The sequence below is a fragment of the Paraburkholderia sp. BR14320 genome (assembly GCF_040948665.1).
Taxonomy (GTDB): domain Bacteria; phylum Pseudomonadota; class Gammaproteobacteria; order Burkholderiales; family Burkholderiaceae; genus Paraburkholderia; species Paraburkholderia youngii.
In genome coordinates this window covers 1-18714 of the sequence record NZ_JBFPKG010000055.1, presented here as the reverse complement: position 1 = coordinate 18714, position 18714 = coordinate 1, and the positions used below count along the sequence as shown (strand labels likewise).

The following is an 18714-nucleotide window of genomic DNA, read 5'->3' as shown; positions in this document are numbered from 1 at the left end:
GTCAGCGCGGCGCGCGATAGGCCGGAAACGACAACTGCACCGCCAGCCCCTGGCCCCCGATTCCCGCTCCCAGCTGCAGATTCGCGCCGAAATGCTCGGCGATCCGCGCAACGATCGACAAACCGAGCCCGCTGCCGGTCGCCTGATTGCCGGTCGCGCGGAAAAAGCGGTTCGTCAGGCGCGCGAGATCGTCCGGCGCGACGCCGGGGCCGTCATCGCGCACGCTCAGTTGCACGTGCCCGTCGTCATGGCGCACCGCGACTTCGACGTTGCCCCCCGCACGCCCATACTTGATCGCGTTATCGAGCAGATTGTCGAGCAGGATGCCGATCAGCACCGGCTCCGCATCGATCTCGGCGAGCATGTCGCCGACCAGCATCACGTTGATGTGTTTCTGCTGCGCATTACGCCGGTTCGCGAGCAGCGCATCTTTCGCGATCGCGGCCGGCTTCAGCGGTTCGGTGGGCAGCTTCTCCTGCACGTCGAGCCGCGCGAGCAGCAGCAACTGCTCGGCGAGCCGTGCGCTGCGATCGACGCCTTGCACGACGCGCTCCATCGCGAGCCGCTGCAGCCCGATGTCGGGCTCCGCGAGCGCGACCTGCGCCTGCACCTTGATCGCGGCGAGCGGCGACTTCAGTTCGTGCGCGGCATCGGCGGTGAAGGCGCGCTCGAGTTCGAGCGCATGCTGCAGCCGCGCCAGCATCTGGTTGATCGCATCGACGAGCGGGCGCACCTCGATCGGCGTGCGGCCGATCCCGACCGGTTCCATGCGGTTGATGTCGCGAGAACTTAGCGCGGCCGAAAGCACCTTTAGCGGTGCGAGGCTCCAGCCAATGCTGAACCATACGAGCAGCGCGAGCACCGGCAGCGCGATCAGCGTGGGCCGCGCGATGCGGCTCGCGATTTCGCTCACCAGGTCGCTGCGGGTATTGGCCGGCTCGAACACACGCACGCTGTGACCGAGCGCGGTCTCGCGCAACGTGAACGAGTGATACAGCTCGCCGACGAGCATCACGTCTTGCGCGCCGCTCGCGGGCGGCAACGGCAAATCCCACGCGGCGAGCGCGTGCAGTTGCGGGCTGCCTGCCAGCACGACGCCGTCGGCCGTGCGCACCTGGAAAAGCGCATCGCGCGGCAGCGTGTCGTCGTCATCGGAGTTGTTCGCGCCGGCTTCGGCGCTTTTCTCTTCTTCGCGCACGTCGATGCGCGCATTCGCGAGCGTCATAAGATTGGCCGGATCGAGCAGCGCGAGCACTTGCGCGAGTTCGGCGAGGCGCGCTTCCTCCCAAAGGCCGACTTCGCGCGTCGCCTGCCGGTAGCTCGACACGAGCGCGCCACCCCAGACGAGCGCGATGCTCGCGAGCACCAGCAGCACGAGGCGCCGCCGGATCGACGGACCGATCATTCTTTCTCCATCACGTAGCCGATATTGCGCACGGTCTTGATCAGATTTGCGCCGAGCTTCTTGCGCAGGTTCGACACATGCACCTCGATCGCATTGCTTTCGATTTCCTCCTGCCAGCCGTACAGGCTTTCTTCGAGCCGCGAGCGCGACTGCGGAATGCCGAGATTGGTCAGCAGTTGCAGCAGAATCGCCCATTCGCGCGATGTCAGCGGCACGCGCGCCTCGTCGATCTGCACCGTTTGCGCGGCCGGATTCACTGTCAGATTCTGGTAACGAATCAGATCGATACTGCGGCCTTGTGCGCGGCGCAACAGCGCACGGCACCGCGCGACCAGCTCGGTGAGATCGAACGGCTTGCCGAGATAGTCGTCGGCGCCCGCTTCGAGACCGCCGACGCGGTCGACGACCGTGCCTTTCGCGGTCAACACCAGCACCGGCACGTCATTGCCGGCGTCGCGCATGCGTTTGAGCAACTCGGTGCCGCTCACGCGCGGCAGGCCGAGGTCGAGTACCACCAATGCATATTGAGTCGTGTCGAGCGCGAGGCCGGCCTTGTGGCCGTCGCGGGCCCAGTCGACCGTGAAGCCGGCCTGGCGAAGGCCCGCTTCGACACCGCAGCCGATGAGCTCGTCGTCTTCTACGAGGAGTAAGCGCATGAGGCAAATATTCCAAAGTGTGGATTTATTGCATAAGGTCCTGCATTTTTATGCAAGCGACATTGATCCGTCTATACGAACAATCCGCGGTGTTCCGAAGTGTAACCACGCCGTTCGTTAGCCGCTTTATGCCATGCGGATGCTTAAGGTTTCCTTCAGCTTGAATCGATACCATCGACGCGCTATAAAATGGTCGTCGCAGATCGTGATGCATGTGCGAGACCAAGTTGTCGTCAGACCATCGCAATCTGATCGTAAGGACTTCGATGGAGTGACGCGCGAGGCATTCTTTATGCTGGTCGATAGCGTCAATGGACGTATCGACGAGTCCCGCCCAATGCCAGCATCTGGTCAGGCTGCAAGGCCCCGCACGAGGCACGTTATGAAGCGAGTCACCATCGACATGCTACGAGCCCATTTGCTAGTCGCGTCTCTGACCGCCGCAGGCACCGAAGCGCTGCTGTGCATCGCGCTGCCTGTACTGCCGGTCTCCGACGCTTTTTTCGCCTCGGCATCGTTCAGGCTGTTCGCGCTCGCGCTGATCATCGGCGGCGTCGTGATCGCGCGCGAATTCTCCGAGGTCGCGTTCGAGTTCGCGGTGCGGCGCGACTACGCGATTCGCGCTGCTCGCGGCGCATGGCCGGCCGTGATCTCAGCCAACTGTCCACGCCGGTGGCTCGTCGTGCTTCATCTGCGGCTAACGGGGCAACCGTTCGTGCTGGCCGAGCACTGACGGATACGGACGACACACAATGGCGGCCCACGCGTTGATTGCATGTCAATGGCTTCTGTTAGCCGGCTGCGTTAGCGCTTCGATCTACACGGTAGCCGCCGCGCTCGCCATGCCGTTTTTCACCGCGCGGCATAAATCGAACCATCATGGCGGCAGGGCAGTCAATCGCGCGCTCAGCCGTTCGCTAATGGGTTCACCCGATGACCCCTGCGGGCCGTTCGCGCAGGTCGGTGTCAGCGTGCTGAAGCCGCTGTGCGGCGCCGAGCCGCGTCTGTACGAGAATCTGCGAACCTTCTGCGAGCAGCGGCATCAGCATTTTCAGCTGGTGCTCGGCGTCTCGTCGCCGCACGATCCCGCCATCGCGGTGGTGCGCCGTTTGCAGGCCGCCTATCCGAAGTGCGACATCGAGCTCGCTATCGACACGCGCGTACACGGCAGCAATCTGAAAGTCAGCAACCTGATCAACATGGCCGCACGTGCTCGCCACGACGTGATCGTGATCGCCGACAGCGACATCGCGGTCGACTCCGACTATCTCGACAGCGTCGCCGCGCCGCTCGCGGACCCGAGCGTCGGCGTGGTTACGTGCCTGTACGTCGCGCGCGGCGTCGGCGGCTTCTGGCCGCGCGTCGGTGCGCTGTTCATCAACGAGTGGTTCGCGCCGTCGGTGCGAGTCGCGCACGCGATGGGCTCGCGCCGCTTCGGTTTCGGCGCGACCCTCGCGTTGCGGCGCGCGACGCTGGAGCGCATCGGCGGCTTCGAGGCGCTGAAAAACTGCCTCGCCGACGACTACTGGCTCGCCGAGCACGTGCGCGCACTCGGTCTGCAAACGGTGCTGTCGCGCGTGATGGTCGCCACCGACGTGATCGAGCCGACCTTCGCGGCGCTGTGGCAGCGCGAAACGCGCTGGCTGCGCACGATCCGCTCGGTCAATCCGCCGGGTTTCGTGTCGCTGCTGATCACCTTCCCCACGCCGTGGATGTTGACGGGCGCCGGGCTGACCGTGTCGTTCGCATCGTGTGCTCACGCGCCGTTCGCGGCGGTGGTCGCGAGCGCGTCGGCCACCGCGCTTTGCGTTGGCGCGCGCCTGCTGCTGCATTGGCGTGCGGCGCGCCGTGCGCGCACGTTCTGGCGCGATCTGCCGCTGGTGCCGTTGCGCGATACGCTGCTCGCGCTCCAGTGGCTCGTCAGCGCGTTCGGTTCGCACGTCGTGTGGCGCGGCGAGCGCATGCAGCTCGGCACGCCGTCCGCCGAGCGCAGCGGTCGGCTGGACAGCCTCACGTGATGGCGCGCGGCAAGCCGGCCCAGCCGCGCGGACTGATCATCACCGCCGACGATTTTGGCCTGCATCAGCGCGTCAATCTCGCGGTCGAGCGCGCGCACCGCAACGGCGTGCTGCGCGCGACGAGTCTGATGGTCGGCGCGCCGGCCGTCAAAGACGCGGTCGCGCGCGCGCATACGCTCCCGGAACTACGGGTGGGCCTGCATCTGGTGCTGGCCGACGGCGCCGCGCTGGCGCCGCGCGAGCAGGTCGCCGCGCTGCTCGACGAGAACGGCCGCTTCGGCAGCAACATGGTGCGCGACGGTGTGCGCTTCTTCTTTCTGCCGCACGTGCGCCGGCAACTCGCGTACGAAATCCGCGCGCAATTCGAAGCCTTCGCCGCGACCGGCCTCACGCTCGACCACGTGAACACGCACAAGCATTTTCATCTGCATCCGACCGTGCTCGGCCTGATCCTCGACATCGGCCGCGACTACGGCATGACGGCGATGCGTCTGCCGTTCGAAGCGAACGCGCCGCTGTGGCTGCGGCCGTGGATCGAGCACGTGAAGACGCGGCTCGAGCGCGCGGGGATCGCGCACAACGACTACGTGGTCGGCATCGCGGCGAGCGGACGGATGGACGAGGCGACCTGGCTCGCCGCACTCGCGAATCTGCCGCATGGCGTCGGCGAAATCTACTGTCATCCGGCGCTGGCCGGCGACGCGCTGAGCGAGGGCATGCACGACTACCGGCATGCCGACGAGTTGCAGGCGCTGTTGTCGCCAAAGGTGGCCGCCGCGATCCGCGCGCTCGGCGCGCGAGTCGGCGGGTTCGCGGATGTGCTTGCGTAACGTCGCGCTTCGCGAAACGCACAATGCCCGATAACCGCTCGACGCGTCCCCAGAACCCGTAAGCGTTCGTTAAGCTGCCGCGGCCGATAATACCGAGGCCAAAACCGCACGAACGAGGGGAGAGGCCATGCGCCTGCTACTGGTCGAAGACGACGACATGATCGCGGAATCGGTGCTGGGCGCGATGCGCCGCGCCGGCTACGCGATCGACTGGGCCGAGGACGGCCGTGCGGCGGAACTGTCGCTCGATAACGGCGTGTACGACCTCGTGCTGCTCGACCTCGGCCTGCCGAAAAAAGACGGCATCGACGTGCTGAACGCATATCGCCGCAACGGCGGCGCGGCGCCGGTCATCATCCTGACCGCACGCGACGCGATCGACGAACGCATCCGCGGTCTCGACGCCGGCGCCGACGACTACCTGATCAAGCCGTTCGATCTCGACGAACTGGCCGCGCGCATTCGCGCGCTGCTGCGTCGGCGCACCGGCCAGAAGCAGCCGGTCTACAGCCACGGCGAACTGACGCTCGACCCCGCCGCGCATGAAGTCACCAAGGAAGGCGTGCCGCTGGCGCTGGTGCCGCGCGAATTCGCGCTGCTGCAGGCGCTGATCGAAGAGCCGACCCGCGTGTTCACGAAGGCCGAGCTCGAAGAAAAGCTATACGGCTGGGGCGAGGAAGTCGGCAGCAACACGATCGAAGTGCATGTGCACAGTCTGCGGCGCAAGATCGGCGCGGACCAGATCGTGACCGTGCGCGGGGTCGGCTACCGCCTGAAGAGGTGCGGATGAGGTCGATTCGCCGCTGGCTGCTCGGCTGGCTGATCTTCGGCATGGCGGCGGCGTCGATGGTCGCGGCTTTCGCGATCTTCCATACCGCGCGGCGCGAGGCGAGCGAGCTGTTCGACTACGAACTGCGCACCGTCGCGCTGTCGCTGCCGTCGTCGCTGAGCGGCGCGGGCCTGCGCGAGCGTCGCCCCCCCGACCTCGGCGATCTCGCCGACGACCGCATCGTCATCGAGATCTGGGACAAGAGCGGCACGCTCATCTATCACTCCGCGCAGGCGCCGATGTTCGAGCGTCTGGCGCCGGGCTTCCACACGGTGCCGCGCGGTGAGTACCACTGGCGCATCTTCGGCGTCGCGCAGCCAGACCGCTACGTGCAGGTCGCGCAGCCCGTCTCGGTGCGCGAGGACCTCGCGTTGCATCTCGCGCTGCACACGCTGTGGCCGCTCGGCGTGCTGCTGCCGGTGACGATCGCGCTCGTGCTGCTGGTAGTGGCGCGCGGGCTCGCGCCGATCGGCGCGCTGTCGCGCGCGCTCGCGACGCGTTCGATCGATTCGCTCGAACCGCTGCGCCTCGACGGCAACGTGCCGGTCGAAATCCGGCCGCTCGTCGAAGCGCTGAACGATCTGCTGCAACGGCTGCATACGGCGTCGCAGGCGCAGCGCACGTTCATCGCCGATGCCGCGCACGAGCTGCGCTCGCCGCTCGCGGCGCTGAAGCTGCAACTGCAGGCGGCGTCGCGCGATGGCTCGCTGAAGGGCGAGGGGCAGACGCTCGAGCGTGTCGAAAATCGGGTGAACCGGATCATCCACCTCGTGCAGCAACTACTGACGCTCGCGCGCGAAGATGCACAGCCGGTCACGTCGACGGTGCCGGTGAGCTTGCGCCGCATCGGCGAGCAGGCAGTCAGCGATTGTTCGGTGCTCGCGGAGCTGCGCGAGATCGATCTCGGCCTCGAATGCGAACAGGCGCGCACGCCGAACGACGCCTACACCGTGCTCGCCGAGCCGCACAGTATCAGCGTGTTGTTGGGGAATCTGATCAACAACGCGATTCGTCATACGCCGCGGGGCGGCCGTGTCGACGTGGTGCTGCGGCGCACGGGCGAGCAGGTTGGCTTCGAGGTCGTCGACAGCGGCTCAGGAATTCCGGAGGCGGAGCTCGAACGCGTGTTCGACCGTTTCTATCGCGGCGAGGAGTCGAAGGGCGAGGGCAGCGGGCTCGGTCTCGCGATCGTCGCGCGGATCGCCGAGCGGCATCAGCTAGGGTTGTCGCTGCGCAACAACGTCGGCGCGCCGGGCTTGCGGGTGTCGGTCACCGGGCTGCACGCGCCCGCCGCCGATGCGCCCGTCACGGCCGCGAATTAACGATCGTCATTGCGGCTAGCGGTTGTCACAAGCATATAGGCGCACGCTGCTACAATCTCATTTTTACAGATCGACAGATTGGTTGTGCACTATGGGTTTCGAACAACTCGCTGAACTGAAGAAGCAACTGGCCGCGGCGCGAGCCGCCGCCGAGGGCGCCGGCAAGCCCGATCGCAAATCGGCTGCGCGCCCCGCTTCGAAGTCCGCCGGCAAGCCCGCTTCAAATCCTGGGGCACATCCTGGATCTAACGCCGAGCGTGGCGCCAATCCGGGCACGAAACCTGGTGGCCGGCCCGGTGGGAAGCCGGCCGCGAAGGCCGGTGGTCGGCCGGACGGCAAGCCGGGCACGCGACCCGGCCGCCCGCAGCCCGCCCATCACGCCGCACCCGAGGGCGCCGGGCCCGCCAGGACTGCGGCGGCGGACGCCAAGCCGGTGGACCCGGTGGTGCGCTCGATCGGTCGTCTGCAAAAGCGCTTCCCGATCGCTTTCCCGAAGAATCCGGCACCGAAGCTGCCGCTGAAGATCGGCGTTTTCGAAGACCTCGTCGAGCACGCGAAGGAGCTGTCGCTGACCGAAGCCGAACTGCGCGACGCGATCAAGACGTGGTGCCGTGGCGGGCGCTACTGGAAGAGCCTCGTCGAAGGCGCCGCGCGCGTCGATCTGGCGGGTGTCGAAGCCGGCAAGGTGACGGCGCAAGAAGCGGCCGGTGCGCAGCGCCTGCTCGCGCATCGCGCGGCGAAGGGCGCGCAGAAGGCCGCCGCGGCGACGGCAAGCGCGAATGCACAGACGGGTGCCGGTCCATCGTCACCGTCCGAGACGGCGACCGCCGACGAGCCGCAGGCCGAAGCAGCGGTAGCGCCAGTCGCGCAACAGGCGGTTCCGCAAGCGGATGCCGCTGCCGCAGCACCGGAAGCCGTAGCGGCGAATGCCGCCGGCAGCGCGGACACCCCGACGCAAACCAGCGCACAATCCGAATCCCAAGCTTCCACTCCCTCCCAGGCCTAACTCTGGCATCGCCCGTCGCGGCCTCGCTCACGAGGCCATGACGGGTGGCGCAGCCGTCAGCCGGCTGCGCACGAATCCCACATGCTCCCGCAGCACATAAAACGCATCCGCATACGCTAGCGGCATGCGCAGGTGGTTCAGCGCCGCCTCGATCTCGTCCAGTTGCCCCAGTAGCTGTGTGCGCTCCTCGTCGGTTGCGCCGGCGAGCGCGTGCCGCTCGATCGCGATCAGCGAACCGTAATAGCGATAGATGCGTGAGCGCACCCGCCACCGGTACAGCGCCGGAATCACCCGCATCGCGGGCAGCAGCAGCACGGCGACCGGCAACAAAAGGACCAGCGTGCGATCGCCGATGCTCGCGAGCCAGAATGGCAGCGTCCGATACAAAAAGCCCTTGCCGGTCCGGTAATAGCGCTGCGCATCTTCGCTGATCCGGTATTCGTGCTCGACCGGCGTCGGGAACTGGCCGGCGTGCTGCAACAGGCCCGCGGCGCCATGCACTTCCTGCGCCGCTTCGATCAGCAGATCCGAAATCGCCGGATGCAGCGTGCTGCGCGCGACGAGTTCGACCGTCGGGCTGATCAGGTGGACGGTCTCGGGCGGAATGCGCCGCTTCAGATCGAGCACGCCGGGCGGCAGGTCGATCTGGTCGAGAAACGGAAACACGCGCGTATAGGCGCTGGCTTCGTCGAAATTCATCACCGAAATGCCGGGTACGCGCAACAGTCGCAGCATCAGGCCGCGCGTTGCCGAATCGCCGCTCAGCAGCGCCGCGTCGACCTCGCCGGAGACCAGCTGAGTGGCGGCCTGCAGGCCGTCGCTCGGCACCAGCGTCGTCGCGCCGCCGGGCTCGATGCCGTTCGCCGCGAGCAGTTGCAGCGCGAGCAGCCGCGTGCCGCTGCCTTCGCGGCCAATCGCGATCCGCTTGCCTTCGAGCTGCGCCAGTTGCGTGAGCGCCGCGCCACGATAGAACACGACGATCGGCACATAGAACACGCTGCCGAGCGACACCAGCGACGACGTATCCAGCCCTTGGGCCACTCCGCCTTGCACGAACGCGATATCGACGTGCTGCTTCGGATCCAGCAGCCGCTGCAGGTTCTGCACGGAACCATCGGATTCGAGCACGTTCAGGCGGATGCCGTTGCGCGCGAGGATCTTGCGGTACTGGTTCGCGGTGACGACGAACGAGCTGTCGCGCGGACCGGCGCTGATCGTGATCGTGCGCGGCGGCGCCGGATTGGCGATCCATACGATCAGCACGATCGCGAATGCGACCAGCAGCGCCGTGATGAAGTAGGGCAGCAGGTGCTCGCGCCATTCCGCGCGCGTCAGTTCGGCGGGAAAGTGCGGAGGACGCGGACGGTGCGCTTTCATGAAGACTCCGTGCCTGAAGCCGGGAGCAGGCATTGTCGCCCGTGCGGGGCGGCTTTGCCGTGACGGTTCGTTCTATTGACCGGGCGCGCGGCGCTCGACGGAGCCCGCCGGCCGCGGCCGAAGAATAATGACGTACATGGCATAATTTGCCGCAAATCGCGGTCTGGCAGTAGTGGACAACACAACTCGCGGCGTGGCGCAGGGCGCATGTTGAATCGTCGGCATCGGAAGATCGGCAGCTGGCTGGGATTGCTCGCGATCCTGCTGACGACGCTCGCGCCGACGATCTCGCAGACGCTAGCCGCCCACCGCCACGCCGACGCGATGACGGGCGAGCATTGCCGGATGGCGTCGATGGGCGACATGGCGTCGATGCCGGGCATGCGCATGCAGGACGGCACGCCCGAGGCCACCCAGACCACCGCCAACCCGCCCGACAATGCCGACGACAGCGCCGACGCCGGTAATCCCACGGACAAGCACGCGCAGATGTCCGGCGATGCCTGCGGCTATTGCAGCCTGCTCGCGCATCTTCCGTTGATGCCGAGCGTCGGCATGCTGTTCGTCGCCGCAGTGCGCGCGCGCCAGCATACGGCCGCGACGCGCTTTGACAGCGTGCGCCGTGTCGAACCGCTGACCTTCGCGCAGCCCCGCGCACCACCTTCCGCTTCCTGATCCGAATCCCTTACGACGCGATGCGCCGACGTGCATCGCGCTTGCTCGCGCGCGTCCGTCCGACGGCGCGCGCCGGCCTCGTCATCACCGATCAGACAGGATGCACTCATGCACACATCAGCAACGCGCGACGGCCGTCCGCCGCACGCGGCGCCGCTCATCGCGGCTGCCACCTATGCCGCCTACACCGCTTACGCCGCGTGCGGCGTCGTAGGCCTGATCACCGCGCCGTCCATCGCGCAGGCGCACGCGATCGCCGGCAACCGCGTCTTCCCGTCGACGCTCGCGGTCGACGACCCCGGCGTCGGCGACGAAGCCAATTTCGAGTACGGCCATCAGCGCGTGCCCGGCGACAACGGCGACCAGAGCATCAACACGTTCAGCTTCGAATACGACAAGCTGATCACGCCGCGCCTGGCGGTGTCGATCGACGGCGCGTACGTGATGCAGAACAACCCGCGCGCGGCCGGCTTCAACAACTTCGGCGTCGGCCTCAAGTACCTGCTGTACGTGAACGAGCCGCACGAACTGATGACGTCGATCGGCGTCACAGCGGAGCTCGGCGGCACCGGCAGCCGAGCGATCGCCGACAACTTCTCGACGATCTCGCCGACCGTCTACATCGGCAAGGGCATGGGCGATCTGCCAGATTCGCTCGCGTATCTGCGCCCGGTCGCGATCACGGCCGAGGCGGCCCCCGCGCTCACCACCGGCGCGGGTCAGCCGAACGCGTTCAACTACGGCTTCACCGTCCAGTACAGCCTGCCGTATCTGCAGCAGCACGTGCACGACGCGGGTCTGCCGCAGCCGTTCGCGAACCTGATCCCGCTCGTCGAGATTCCACTGTCGCGCAGCCAGGGGCAGACGACCGGCACGGTCAATCCGGGTTTTATCTGGATCAATCGCTATGGACAGTTCGGCGTCGAGGCGCAGATTCCGATCAACCACGCGAGCGGCTCGCACGTCGGCATTCTGGTGCAGGCGCATCTGTTCTTCGACGACATTGCGCCGACTACGCTCGGCAAGCCACTGTTTCCATGAGCAGCACAGGAGAAAAACGATGATGAACAGCTTCGAATATCACGCGATGCGCGTGGCGGCACTGATCGCCGGCTTGACGCTCGCGAGCGCGGCGCTCGCGCATGTGTTTCCGCAAAAGCAGGAGCCGGGCGCGGGCGCATCGGTGGCCGCGCCCGCGCAGGTCAAGTTGACCTTCGACGGGCCGCTCGAACCGGCGTTCAGCTCGCTGAGCGTGACCGATGCGAGCGGCAAGCAGGTCGGCACACGGAAGTCATCGGTGGATGCGCAGCAGCCCGCGGTGATGACGCTGCCGCTGCCGACGCTCGCGGCCGGACACTACACCGTGCATTGGATCGCGGTGGCGCCGGACGGGCATCGAACGCATGGGGACTATGGCTTCGATGTGAAGTAGGGCGGCACGATGCGCCGTGCTCGCGCAAGCGGCGCTCAAACCCGCTTGAACAACTGCCGCGCGAGCGAGCACATCAGCATCGTCGCGGGCGATTCGTCCTGCAGGCGCCGGCTCATGATGATCGGCGACGCGGCGCTTGCCGACGGAATCGGCCGGTACGCGACGCCATGCGCGCGCAAGCCCTCGACGCTTTCCGGCACCAGACATACGCCGACCTGCGCGGCGACCAGACCGAGCGCGGTTTGCAACTCGCGTACTTCGTGAATCGCCTTCGGCTCCAGCGCCTGATCGTGCATCGCCGAGATCTGCTGGTCCGCATAGCTCGGCCGCGGCGTGCTCGGATAGACGATCAGCGTTTCCTCGGCGAGCGCGGCGAGCGTCAGCGGCTTCTTCTGCCGCGCGAGCGGATGGTCCTGCGGCAACGCGGCGATCATCCGTTCCTCGACCAGCACTTCGCGCGCGAGTTGCGCATCGTCGAAGCGCAGCCGGCCGAAGCCGACGTCGATGCGGCCGCCTTTGAGCGCGGCCAACTGCTCGATCGTGAACATCTCTATCAGCGATAGCTCGATATGCGGCGCGGCCTCGCGAAACGAGCGGATGACCGCGGGCAGCGCGCCATATAGCGTAGACGGCACGAAGCCAATCACGATGCGCTCCGCGAGTTGCGCGAGCCGGCGCGTGAGCGGCGCGAGCTCGTCGGCCTCATCGATCAGACGTTTCGCCTGGGTGTAGAAAATGCGGCCGGCTTCGGTGAGCCGCAACGGCCGCGAGCCTCGCTCGAACAGCGGCAGGCCGACGTCTTCCTCGATCTGCTGGATCTGCCGCGACAGCGGCGGCTGCGTCATATGCAGACGATTGGCCGCCCGCGTGATGTTCATCTCCTCGGCGACCGCGATGAAGTAGCGAAGTTGGCGAAATTCCATGCATGCCTCAGAGGTGTGATGCGTCGGCGATCGGATTGGTGTTGGAATGCCGCGGGCTGAGTGTCCGTTTACTGCTCTGTGCTCCCGCAGGAGCGCTCCGCGAAGGCAACGAATGATAGCAACAGCACCGTCAGATTCCGGCCAGATGGCGCACGAGCGCCTTTTCCGCGCGCGGCAACGCATTCAGCTCGCGCATGCAGATCAGCAGGCGCCGTGTCGCCCATGGATCTCTGAGCTCGATCGTGCGCAGACGCGGCGTGCCGCGATAGCGCCTCGCCGCGGTGGCCGGCACGATGCCGATGCCCGCGCCCTGTTCGACCATGCGCGATCGACAAGCTCGTGCTCGTGACGAGCCGCGACGACGCCGTAGATCGATCAGGTCGAAGCGCATCAGGAGTCGGTGTCGAGTGAGGTCGTCAAGGCAGGTTCGTCGGACATTGTGCCTTAGGCTGAGACTAAGTCACGCTACGTATCTTGCGTATTGTGAAGGCTGGGACGACGCAGCAAAATTGCCGGCATCGTTTCAATGGATGCGGCGCCGATGATCTCTTCGTTCGTCCTACCGTTATGCGCGCCGTTGCGCCTGCCGGTGCCGCGCGGCACAGGCGTGTTCGTCGTGCCGGCAGTACTCTATCTGTAGGGGCTCGAGGACTTTTCGGCGCGGGTTCTTTATCTGTCCGCCTGGCGTCGCCGTTCAATCAACGGCGCGCGCGTTCGTTTATGACGTCAGGGCAGCGGATAGCGGAGGAGGGGGATCATGTGGCCCATTATTCTCGATACGCTCGGTGCGCTCGCGGTGCTTGCGAGCGTGGCGGCGCAGATCGCGCTGCTGCGCAAGCATTGAAATAAAGGCGCAGCGAATAAATCGCGTATCGCCCGAAATCTTCGTAAGCCCCCCGTAAACAGATTCAACCGAATCCGCTTCGAATCGATTGTTCGTCGGAAGCGGCGTGTCAATTCGCCTCGAGCCGCTTTATCCGATCTCGCGCGATGCCTAAATTTACGACTTGTGACAGCGCCACTGCATTCCAGCTTTTAGCGGCGTGGACCTCGCGACTTCTCGCGAGGCATGCCGGCGCGAACCATTGAAAGGACACGATGATGAGCAAGCTCACAGGCAAGGTAGCGGTTGTAACGGGTGCATCGAAAGGCATCGGTGCGGCGATCGCGAAGGCATTGGCGGCGCAAGGCGCGTCGGTCGTGGTGAACTATGCGTCGAGCCGCGCGGGCGCCGACAAGGTCGTCGCCGATATCACCGCGGCGGGCGGCAAGGCGGTCGCGGTTGGCGGCGACGTGTCGAAGGCCGCGGACGCGAAGGGCATCATCGATACGGCGATCGAAACCTATGGCCGGCTCGACGTTCTCGTCAACAACTCGGGGGTCTATGAATTCGCGACGCTCGAAGAAATCACCGAAGCGCATTTTCATAAGCACTTCGATGTGAACGTGCTGGGTCTGCTGCTGGTGACGCAGGCGGCGGCCAAACATCTGGGCGAAGGCGGCAGCATCGTCAACGTGAGCTCGGTCGTGACCCGCATCACACCGGCGACCACCGCGGTCTATTCGGGGACCAAGGGCGCGGTCGATGCGATCACCGGCGTGCTCGCGAAGGAACTCGGTCCGCGCAAGATCCGCGTGAATTCGGTGAATCCGGGCATGGTCGAGACCGAAGGTACGCACACCGCCGGGGTGATCGGCTCGGACTTCGAAACGTGGGCGATCAGCACGACGCCGCTCGGCCGTATCGGCCAGCCCGACGATATCGCCGATGTCGTCACGTTCCTGGCTTCGGACGACTCGCGCTGGTTGACGGGCGAGAGCCTGATCGCGAGCGGCGGCTCGCGCTGAGTCCGACGGGTTGCCAACGCTTCTGGCAACCCGCTTTTCAAATTGAGCGCGATAACGGATGGCGCGGCCGGTAGCACGACGGCCGCGCCGCTCGTTGCAGCGACGGCGCGCGAGCTACGCGCGTTGAACCTCGCCGACCGAGAACTCGGTTTCCGCTCCCGGCAATTCCACCGCGAAAAACGCGTCGAGCAGATTCGAACCCGGCCGCTCGGCGAGCCGCGTCAGCGATTCGATCATCTGCACGCGGCAGTCGACCAGCGGCACCATCCGGATGCGCCGCGACTCGTTGAACTCGGCGCGCGCGATCACGCCGACCCCGATTCCCTGCGCGACCGCTTCCTCGAGCGCCTCGCGGCCATCCACGTACATGACCGGTTCGACCTGCAACGACTCGCGCACGAGCTCGATTTCGAGCAGTTGTTGGGTGACCGATTGCGGCTCGCGGAAGATCATTGGCTGTTCGACGAGCTCCGCGTAACTGAGGCGGCGCTTCTTCGCGGCCGGATAGCTGGCCGGCACCATCGCGACCAGCGGATTGCGCCGCAACACGCGCGATTGCAAACGGCTATGCACCTGCGGCGCGGCCGTAATCGCCGCGTCGACCGCGCTCGACAGCACACGCTGCATGCACTCGGCCGCATTGGCGATCGACAGCGTGACGACGATGCCCGGATGCCGCTGGCGAAACGCGCCGATCAGCGCGACGGCGAGATCGGGCGCATCGGCCGCGAGCGATAGCGAACCCGACTCGAGTCCGCCCGCCGATTCGAGCAGCTGGCGCGCGTCGCGCTCGCAGCTGAGCATATGCCGCGTCACGCTGAACAGGCGCAGCCCGAGTTCGGTCGTCTCCACGCCGCGCGGCCCGCGCTCGAACAGCTTGACGCCGTAATCCTGTTCGAGCCGCCGCACATGATCCGACACGGCCGGCTGCGTCAACGACAACGCCTGTGCCGCTTTCGAAAAGCCGCCATGCTCAGCGACCGCATGAAACGCCCGCAATTGCGCGTACTGCACGTGTGCCTCGCCGATAAGTTTTTGCGATACCTGCATCGATTATATCGATTTTACCGATGCACGGCGTTTCGATATCGTGTGAGGTATCGACATAGCGATATCGGAGTACCCGACATGGAAAGCGCGATCGGCGGCTCGGCGGCGGCATTGAGCGTTGCGGCCGCGGCAACATCGGTCACCGGTGGCACGACATCCTGTGCGGCCCCGGCTGGCGGCGAGCCTTACCTGCTGACACCGGGTCCGCTGACCACGGCACTCTCGACGAAACAGGCGATGCTGCGCGACTGGGGCTCATGGGACGGCGACTTCCGCGCGATGACCGCTCAGTTGCGCGCGAGCCTGCTCGAAATCGCCGGCGACACCGCCGGCGACTACGACTGCGTGCCGCTGCAGGGCAGCGGCAGCTACTGCGTCGAAGCGATGCTCGGCAGCCTGATTCCGCGCGACGGCCATGCGCTCGTGCTCGCGAACGGCGCTTATGGCAAGCGCGCGGCGACCACGCTCGGCTACCTCGGCCGCGCCTGCACGCTGCTCGACAAGGGCGACTACCTGCCGCCGCGCGGTGTCGAAGTGGAGCGCATGCTGGCCGCCGATCCGTCGATCACGCACGTGGTCGCGATCCATTGCGAAACGAGCTCCGGCATCCTCAATCCGCTCGAAGAGATTGCCGCCGCGGTCGCGAAGCACGGCCGCAAGCTGCTGATCGATTCGATGAGCGCCTTCGGCGCGGTGCCGCTCGACGTGCGGCAGATCGCGTGCGAGGCGTTCGTGTCGTCGGCGAACAAGTGCATCGAGGGCGTGCCGGGTTTCGGCTTCGTGATCGCGCGCAAGAGCGCGCTCTGCGAAGGGAAGGGCCGCAGCCATTCGCTCGCGCTCGATCTCTACGATCAATGGGACGTGATGAATCGCACCGGCCAGTGGCGCTTCACGCCACCCACGCATACGGTGGCCGCGTTCCTCGAGGCGCTGCGGCTTTTCAGGCTCGAGGGCGGCCAGCCGGCGCGGCTCGCGCGCTATGCGAACAATCGCGACGTGCTGGTCGCCGGTATGTACGAGCTCGGCTTCGAGCCATTGCTCAGCGCGCACTGGCGCTCGCCGATCATCGTGACGTTTTTCTCGCCCGCGCATCCGTCGTTCGAATTCGCGCGCTTCTATGAACTGATGAAGGAGCAGGGCTTCATCATCTATCCAGGCAAGCTGACGGTGGTCGACAGTTTCCGCATCGGCTGCATCGGTCTGGTCGACGAGCACGTGATGCGTCGCGTGGTCGAAGCCTGCGCGCAAGCGCTGCGCATGATGGGCGTCACGCATGCGGCGCCGCCGCCCGCCGCGCTCGACGAACGCAAGGCGCTCGCGCAGGCGGCCTGAGCCGCGGCGGCAAACCCCATATTTTAGGATTCCCGGGGATTCAAGCAGATGAAATACGTGAAGGCAGTGATTTTCGATTGGGCCGGCACGGTGGTCGACTACGGTTCACGCGCGCCGATGGGCGCCTTCGTCGAGACCTTCGAGCAGTTCGGCGTGCCGATCACGATCGACGAAGCACGCGGCCCGATGGGTATGGCGAAGCGGCCGCATATCGCGGCGCTGATGGCGCTGCCGCGCGTCGCGCAGGCTTGGGCCGAGCGTCACGGCCATACACCGACCGACGCCGATATCGACGCCGTGTACGACGTGTTCGTGCCGAAGAACATCGCGGTCGCAGCGAGCTATAGCGCGGTGATCCCTGGCGTCGCCGAGGTCGCGAGCGCACTGCGTCACGACGATATCCGCATCGGCACGACCACCGGCTATACCCGCGAGATCATCGACGAAATCGTGCCGGGCGCGGCCGCGCAGGGCTTCTCGCCGGACAGCATCGTCTGCACCGGCGATACGCCGGAAGGGCGGCCGTCGCCATACATGATCTACCGGACGCTGCCGCAACTCGGCGTATGGCGCGCGAAAGAGGCGATCAAGGTCGACGACACCGAGGTCGGCATCGAAGAGGGCATCAACGGCGGCACGTGGGCGGTCGGCGTCGCGGTGAGCGGCAACGCGTTCGGCATGAGCGAGGCCGAGGTGAAGGCGCTGCCGGCCGACGAATTCGCCGCGCGCCGCACCGCCGCGATCGATAGGTTGAAGGCGGCGGGCGCGCATTACGTGATCGACAGCGTCGCGGATCTGATGCCGGTCGTCTACGACATCGACGCGCGGCTCGCGCGCGGCGAGCGGCCTTGAAGCGTCAACCCGATAACGTCACTTGAAGAAGCCGACCGCGAGATCGATGAACTCGCGCACCTTGCGCGGCACGAACTCGCGGCTCGGGTACACCAGCGACACGGCCACGTCGCCATTGAGCACCGCATAGCCGTCGAGCACGCGTACCAGCGTGCCGGCGCGCAATTCGTCCTCGACCATTTCGAGCGGCAGCAGCGCGATGCCCATCGCGCCGAGCGCGGCCTGCTTTTGCATGATCATGCTGTTGACCGTGAACGACGCATCGATCGCGATGCTCTCGCCACTGTCGTCGCCGCCCCCGCTCGCGCTTTCGGCGTCGCCGTCATCCTTGCGGAAAATCCACATCGTGCCGGTCGTGTCGAACGGCGCGGCGATCAGCCGATGCCTCCCCAGCTCGGCCGGCGTTTGCGGACGACCGGCCTGCGCCAGATACGCGGCCGCGGCCACCGGCACCGCGTGCGAGTTGATCAGACGCCGTACCACCAGCGACTCCGAGCGGATCATATGCTCGGTCACGATGCCGACATCGAAGCCGCCTTCGAGCAGATCGACGCGCTTTTCCGTCAGCGTGACGCGCAGGTTCACCTGCGGAAAGCGCGCCTGATATTCGGCGAACAGCGGCGTCAGCCGGAACAGCGAAAAACTGCCGAGCGCGACGATGCGCAGGTCGCCGGCCACTTCGCGCGACGCCGTGGTCGCGCGCGATTCCACTTCCTCCAGTTCCGCCAGCAGCACGCGGCAACCGTCCGCGTATTGCGCCCCGGCCTCGGTGAGCACGACCTTGCGCGTGGTGCGTTGAAACAGCCGAATGCCGAGATGCTGTTCGAGGCTCGACACATGGCGCGTGACGACCGACGTCGACACGTTCAGTTGCGCGGCGGCCTGCGCGAAGCTGCCGACATCGGCGACCTTGACGAAGGCCTGCATGGCCTGAAAAAGATTGATCATCTGAGTGCAAGAAACGTCTTTGTTGTTGCGCACGGCGGGGCCGCGTTCGCGCCCATCCTGAACTAGCGCGCGACCAGCGCGCCATCGCGCGCGACGATGCGGCCGTTGGCGACCACCAGCTTGCGCACCGGCCGCGCGCCGAGCGCCTGCGCGAGCGTGTCGGCGTCGACCAGCACGAGATCGGCGCGCGCGCCCGGCTGCAAACCGTAAG

The 18714-nt window shown here is 66.3% G+C and carries 19 protein-coding genes and 1 pseudogene; 12 read left to right on the top strand and 8 right to left on the bottom strand.

Going from position 1 to position 18714, the window contains the following annotated elements:
• Position 1: 1 nt before the first annotated feature.
• Complete coding sequence (locus tag AB3X89_RS32805) at positions 2-1405, bottom strand: ATP-binding protein (RefSeq protein ID WP_368586973.1); 1404 nt, start codon at positions 1403-1405, stop codon at positions 2-4.
• Positions 1402-2061, bottom strand: coding sequence for a response regulator (locus AB3X89_RS32800; RefSeq protein ID WP_176125991.1), 660 nt, complete (start codon positions 2059-2061; stop codon positions 1402-1404). The genes AB3X89_RS32805 and AB3X89_RS32800 overlap by 4 nt, the downstream gene beginning before the upstream one ends.
• Before the next feature lie 382 nt (positions 2062-2443).
• Between AB3X89_RS32800 and AB3X89_RS32795 the strand changes: the two genes are divergently transcribed.
• From AB3X89_RS32795 to AB3X89_RS32770, 6 genes are all read left to right on the top strand, one after another.
• Complete coding sequence (locus AB3X89_RS32795) at positions 2444-2794, top strand: hypothetical protein (protein WP_368586972.1); 351 nt, start codon at positions 2444-2446, stop codon at positions 2792-2794.
• A gap of 19 nt (positions 2795-2813) precedes the next feature.
• Entirely contained in the window at positions 2814-4079 is a 1266-nt protein-coding gene (hpnI, locus tag AB3X89_RS32790; protein WP_368586971.1) for a bacteriohopanetetrol glucosamine biosynthesis glycosyltransferase HpnI, read from the top strand.
• Positions 4079-4909 carry a hopanoid biosynthesis-associated protein HpnK gene (hpnK, locus tag AB3X89_RS32785; RefSeq protein WP_368586970.1) on the top strand — a complete coding sequence of 277 codons (831 nt, stop codon included), beginning with the start codon at positions 4079-4081 and terminating at the stop codon, positions 4907-4909. Before hpnI ends, hpnK begins: the two co-directional genes overlap by 1 nt.
• A gap of 127 nt (positions 4910-5036) precedes the next feature.
• The gene (locus tag AB3X89_RS32780) at positions 5037-5699 is read left to right on the top strand and encodes a response regulator (RefSeq protein WP_368586969.1); all 663 of its coding nucleotides are present in this window, start codon (positions 5037-5039) and stop codon (positions 5697-5699) included.
• Complete coding sequence (locus tag AB3X89_RS32775) at positions 5696-7060, top strand: ATP-binding protein (RefSeq protein ID WP_368586968.1); 1365 nt, start codon at positions 5696-5698, stop codon at positions 7058-7060. Before AB3X89_RS32780 ends, AB3X89_RS32775 begins: the two co-directional genes overlap by 4 nt.
• Positions 7061-7151: 91 nt before the next feature.
• The gene (locus tag AB3X89_RS32770; protein ID WP_368586967.1) at positions 7152-8066 is read left to right on the top strand and encodes a ProQ/FINO family protein; all 915 of its coding nucleotides are present in this window, start codon (positions 7152-7154) and stop codon (positions 8064-8066) included.
• A gap of 27 nt (positions 8067-8093) precedes the next feature.
• Here the strand turns inward: AB3X89_RS32770 and AB3X89_RS32765 are convergent, their stop codons facing one another.
• Complete coding sequence (locus AB3X89_RS32765; RefSeq protein ID WP_368586966.1) at positions 8094-9443, bottom strand: TAXI family TRAP transporter solute-binding subunit; 1350 nt, start codon at positions 9441-9443, stop codon at positions 8094-8096.
• A gap of 207 nt (positions 9444-9650) precedes the next feature.
• On the opposite strand from AB3X89_RS32765, the gene AB3X89_RS32760 reads away from it, so the two are divergent.
• The 3 genes from AB3X89_RS32760 to AB3X89_RS32750 all read left to right on the top strand — a co-directional run bounded on the left by AB3X89_RS32760 (position 9651) and on the right by AB3X89_RS32750 (position 11550).
• Positions 9651-10118, top strand: coding sequence for a DUF2946 domain-containing protein (locus tag AB3X89_RS32760; RefSeq protein ID WP_368586965.1), 468 nt, complete (start codon positions 9651-9653; stop codon positions 10116-10118).
• Positions 10119-10226: 108 nt separating this feature from the next.
• Positions 10227-11159 carry a hypothetical protein gene (locus tag AB3X89_RS32755; RefSeq protein WP_368586964.1) on the top strand — a complete coding sequence of 311 codons (933 nt, stop codon included), beginning with the start codon at positions 10227-10229 and terminating at the stop codon, positions 11157-11159.
• Positions 11160-11178: 19 nt separating this feature from the next.
• Positions 11179-11550, top strand: coding sequence for a copper resistance protein CopC (locus tag AB3X89_RS32750; protein ID WP_368586963.1), 372 nt, complete (start codon positions 11179-11181; stop codon positions 11548-11550).
• A gap of 35 nt (positions 11551-11585) precedes the next feature.
• Here AB3X89_RS32750 and AB3X89_RS32745 read toward each other — a convergent pair whose 3' ends face one another.
• Together AB3X89_RS32745 and AB3X89_RS32740 are read right to left on the bottom strand one after the other, a co-directional pair.
• Complete coding sequence (locus AB3X89_RS32745; protein WP_013089555.1) at positions 11586-12473, bottom strand: LysR family transcriptional regulator; 888 nt, start codon at positions 12471-12473, stop codon at positions 11586-11588.
• A 130-nt stretch (positions 12474-12603) separates the two neighbouring features.
• Positions 12604-12864, bottom strand: a complete 261-nt coding sequence (locus tag AB3X89_RS32740) for a LysR substrate-binding domain-containing protein (RefSeq protein WP_368586962.1) — start codon at positions 12862-12864, stop codon at positions 12604-12606.
• A 710-nt stretch (positions 12865-13574) separates the two neighbouring features.
• Between AB3X89_RS32740 and AB3X89_RS32735 the strand changes: the two genes are divergently transcribed.
• Positions 13575-14321, top strand: coding sequence for a glucose 1-dehydrogenase (locus AB3X89_RS32735; RefSeq protein WP_368586961.1), 747 nt, complete (start codon positions 13575-13577; stop codon positions 14319-14321).
• A gap of 114 nt (positions 14322-14435) precedes the next feature.
• Here AB3X89_RS32735 and AB3X89_RS32730 read toward each other — a convergent pair whose 3' ends face one another.
• Positions 14436-15335 (bottom strand): LysR substrate-binding domain-containing protein, encoded by a 900-nt coding sequence (locus AB3X89_RS32730; RefSeq protein ID WP_368586998.1) that lies wholly within the window; start codon positions 15333-15335, stop codon positions 14436-14438.
• Between the two features lie 114 nt (positions 15336-15449).
• Here AB3X89_RS32730 and AB3X89_RS32725 point away from each other — a divergent pair, with 114 nt between their 5' ends.
• Together AB3X89_RS32725 and phnX are read left to right on the top strand one after the other, a co-directional pair.
• The gene (locus AB3X89_RS32725) at positions 15450-16703 is read left to right on the top strand and encodes a 2-aminoethylphosphonate--pyruvate transaminase (protein ID WP_368586960.1); all 1254 of its coding nucleotides are present in this window, start codon (positions 15450-15452) and stop codon (positions 16701-16703) included.
• A 48-nt stretch (positions 16704-16751) separates the two neighbouring features.
• On the top strand, positions 16752-17555 hold the full coding sequence (phnX, locus tag AB3X89_RS32720) for a phosphonoacetaldehyde hydrolase (protein ID WP_368586959.1): 804 nt from the start codon (positions 16752-16754) through the stop codon (positions 17553-17555).
• Positions 17556-17573: 18 nt separating this feature from the next.
• Here the strand turns inward: phnX and AB3X89_RS32715 are convergent, their stop codons facing one another.
• Positions 17574-18503, bottom strand: coding sequence for a LysR family transcriptional regulator (locus AB3X89_RS32715; RefSeq protein WP_368586958.1), 930 nt, complete (start codon positions 18501-18503; stop codon positions 17574-17576).
• A gap of 62 nt (positions 18504-18565) precedes the next feature.
• Positions 18566-18714, bottom strand: a pseudogene (locus AB3X89_RS32710) (cytosine deaminase); the annotation flags it as partial.

What these genes read in the sequence shown, in the direction of transcription:
- AB3X89_RS32765 (WP_368586966.1), bottom strand. Translation starts at nt 9,443, where the DNA reads ATGAAAGCGCACCGTCCGCGTCCTCCGCACTTTCCCGCCGAACTGACG.
- AB3X89_RS32735 (WP_368586961.1), top strand. Translation starts at nt 13,575, where the DNA reads ATGAGCAAGCTCACAGGCAAGGTAGCGGTTGTAACGGGTGCATCGAAA.
- AB3X89_RS32770 (WP_368586967.1), top strand. Translation starts at nt 7,152, where the DNA reads ATGGGTTTCGAACAACTCGCTGAACTGAAGAAGCAACTGGCCGCGGCG.
- AB3X89_RS32800 (WP_176125991.1), bottom strand. Translation starts at nt 2,061, where the DNA reads ATGCGCTTACTCCTCGTAGAAGACGACGAGCTCATCGGCTGCGGTGTC.
- AB3X89_RS32725 (WP_368586960.1), top strand. Translation starts at nt 15,450, where the DNA reads ATGGAAAGCGCGATCGGCGGCTCGGCGGCGGCATTGAGCGTTGCGGCC.
- phnX (WP_368586959.1), top strand. Translation starts at nt 16,752, where the DNA reads ATGAAATACGTGAAGGCAGTGATTTTCGATTGGGCCGGCACGGTGGTC.
- AB3X89_RS32715 (WP_368586958.1), bottom strand. Translation starts at nt 18,503, where the DNA reads ATGATCAATCTTTTTCAGGCCATGCAGGCCTTCGTCAAGGTCGCCGAT.
- AB3X89_RS32780 (WP_368586969.1), top strand. Translation starts at nt 5,037, where the DNA reads ATGCGCCTGCTACTGGTCGAAGACGACGACATGATCGCGGAATCGGTG.
- AB3X89_RS32755 (WP_368586964.1), top strand. Translation starts at nt 10,227, where the DNA reads ATGCACACATCAGCAACGCGCGACGGCCGTCCGCCGCACGCGGCGCCG.
- AB3X89_RS32805 (WP_368586973.1), bottom strand. Translation starts at nt 1,405, where the DNA reads ATGATCGGTCCGTCGATCCGGCGGCGCCTCGTGCTGCTGGTGCTCGCG.
- hpnK (WP_368586970.1), top strand. Translation starts at nt 4,079, where the DNA reads ATGGCGCGCGGCAAGCCGGCCCAGCCGCGCGGACTGATCATCACCGCC.
- AB3X89_RS32775 (WP_368586968.1), top strand. Translation starts at nt 5,696, where the DNA reads ATGAGGTCGATTCGCCGCTGGCTGCTCGGCTGGCTGATCTTCGGCATG.
- AB3X89_RS32740 (WP_368586962.1), bottom strand. Translation starts at nt 12,864, where the DNA reads ATGCGCTTCGACCTGATCGATCTACGGCGTCGTCGCGGCTCGTCACGA.
- AB3X89_RS32760 (WP_368586965.1), top strand. Translation starts at nt 9,651, where the DNA reads ATGTTGAATCGTCGGCATCGGAAGATCGGCAGCTGGCTGGGATTGCTC.
- hpnI (WP_368586971.1), top strand. Translation starts at nt 2,814, where the DNA reads ATGGCGGCCCACGCGTTGATTGCATGTCAATGGCTTCTGTTAGCCGGC.
- AB3X89_RS32750 (WP_368586963.1), top strand. Translation starts at nt 11,179, where the DNA reads ATGATGAACAGCTTCGAATATCACGCGATGCGCGTGGCGGCACTGATC.
- AB3X89_RS32745 (WP_013089555.1), bottom strand. Translation starts at nt 12,473, where the DNA reads ATGGAATTTCGCCAACTTCGCTACTTCATCGCGGTCGCCGAGGAGATG.
- AB3X89_RS32795 (WP_368586972.1), top strand. Translation starts at nt 2,444, where the DNA reads ATGAAGCGAGTCACCATCGACATGCTACGAGCCCATTTGCTAGTCGCG.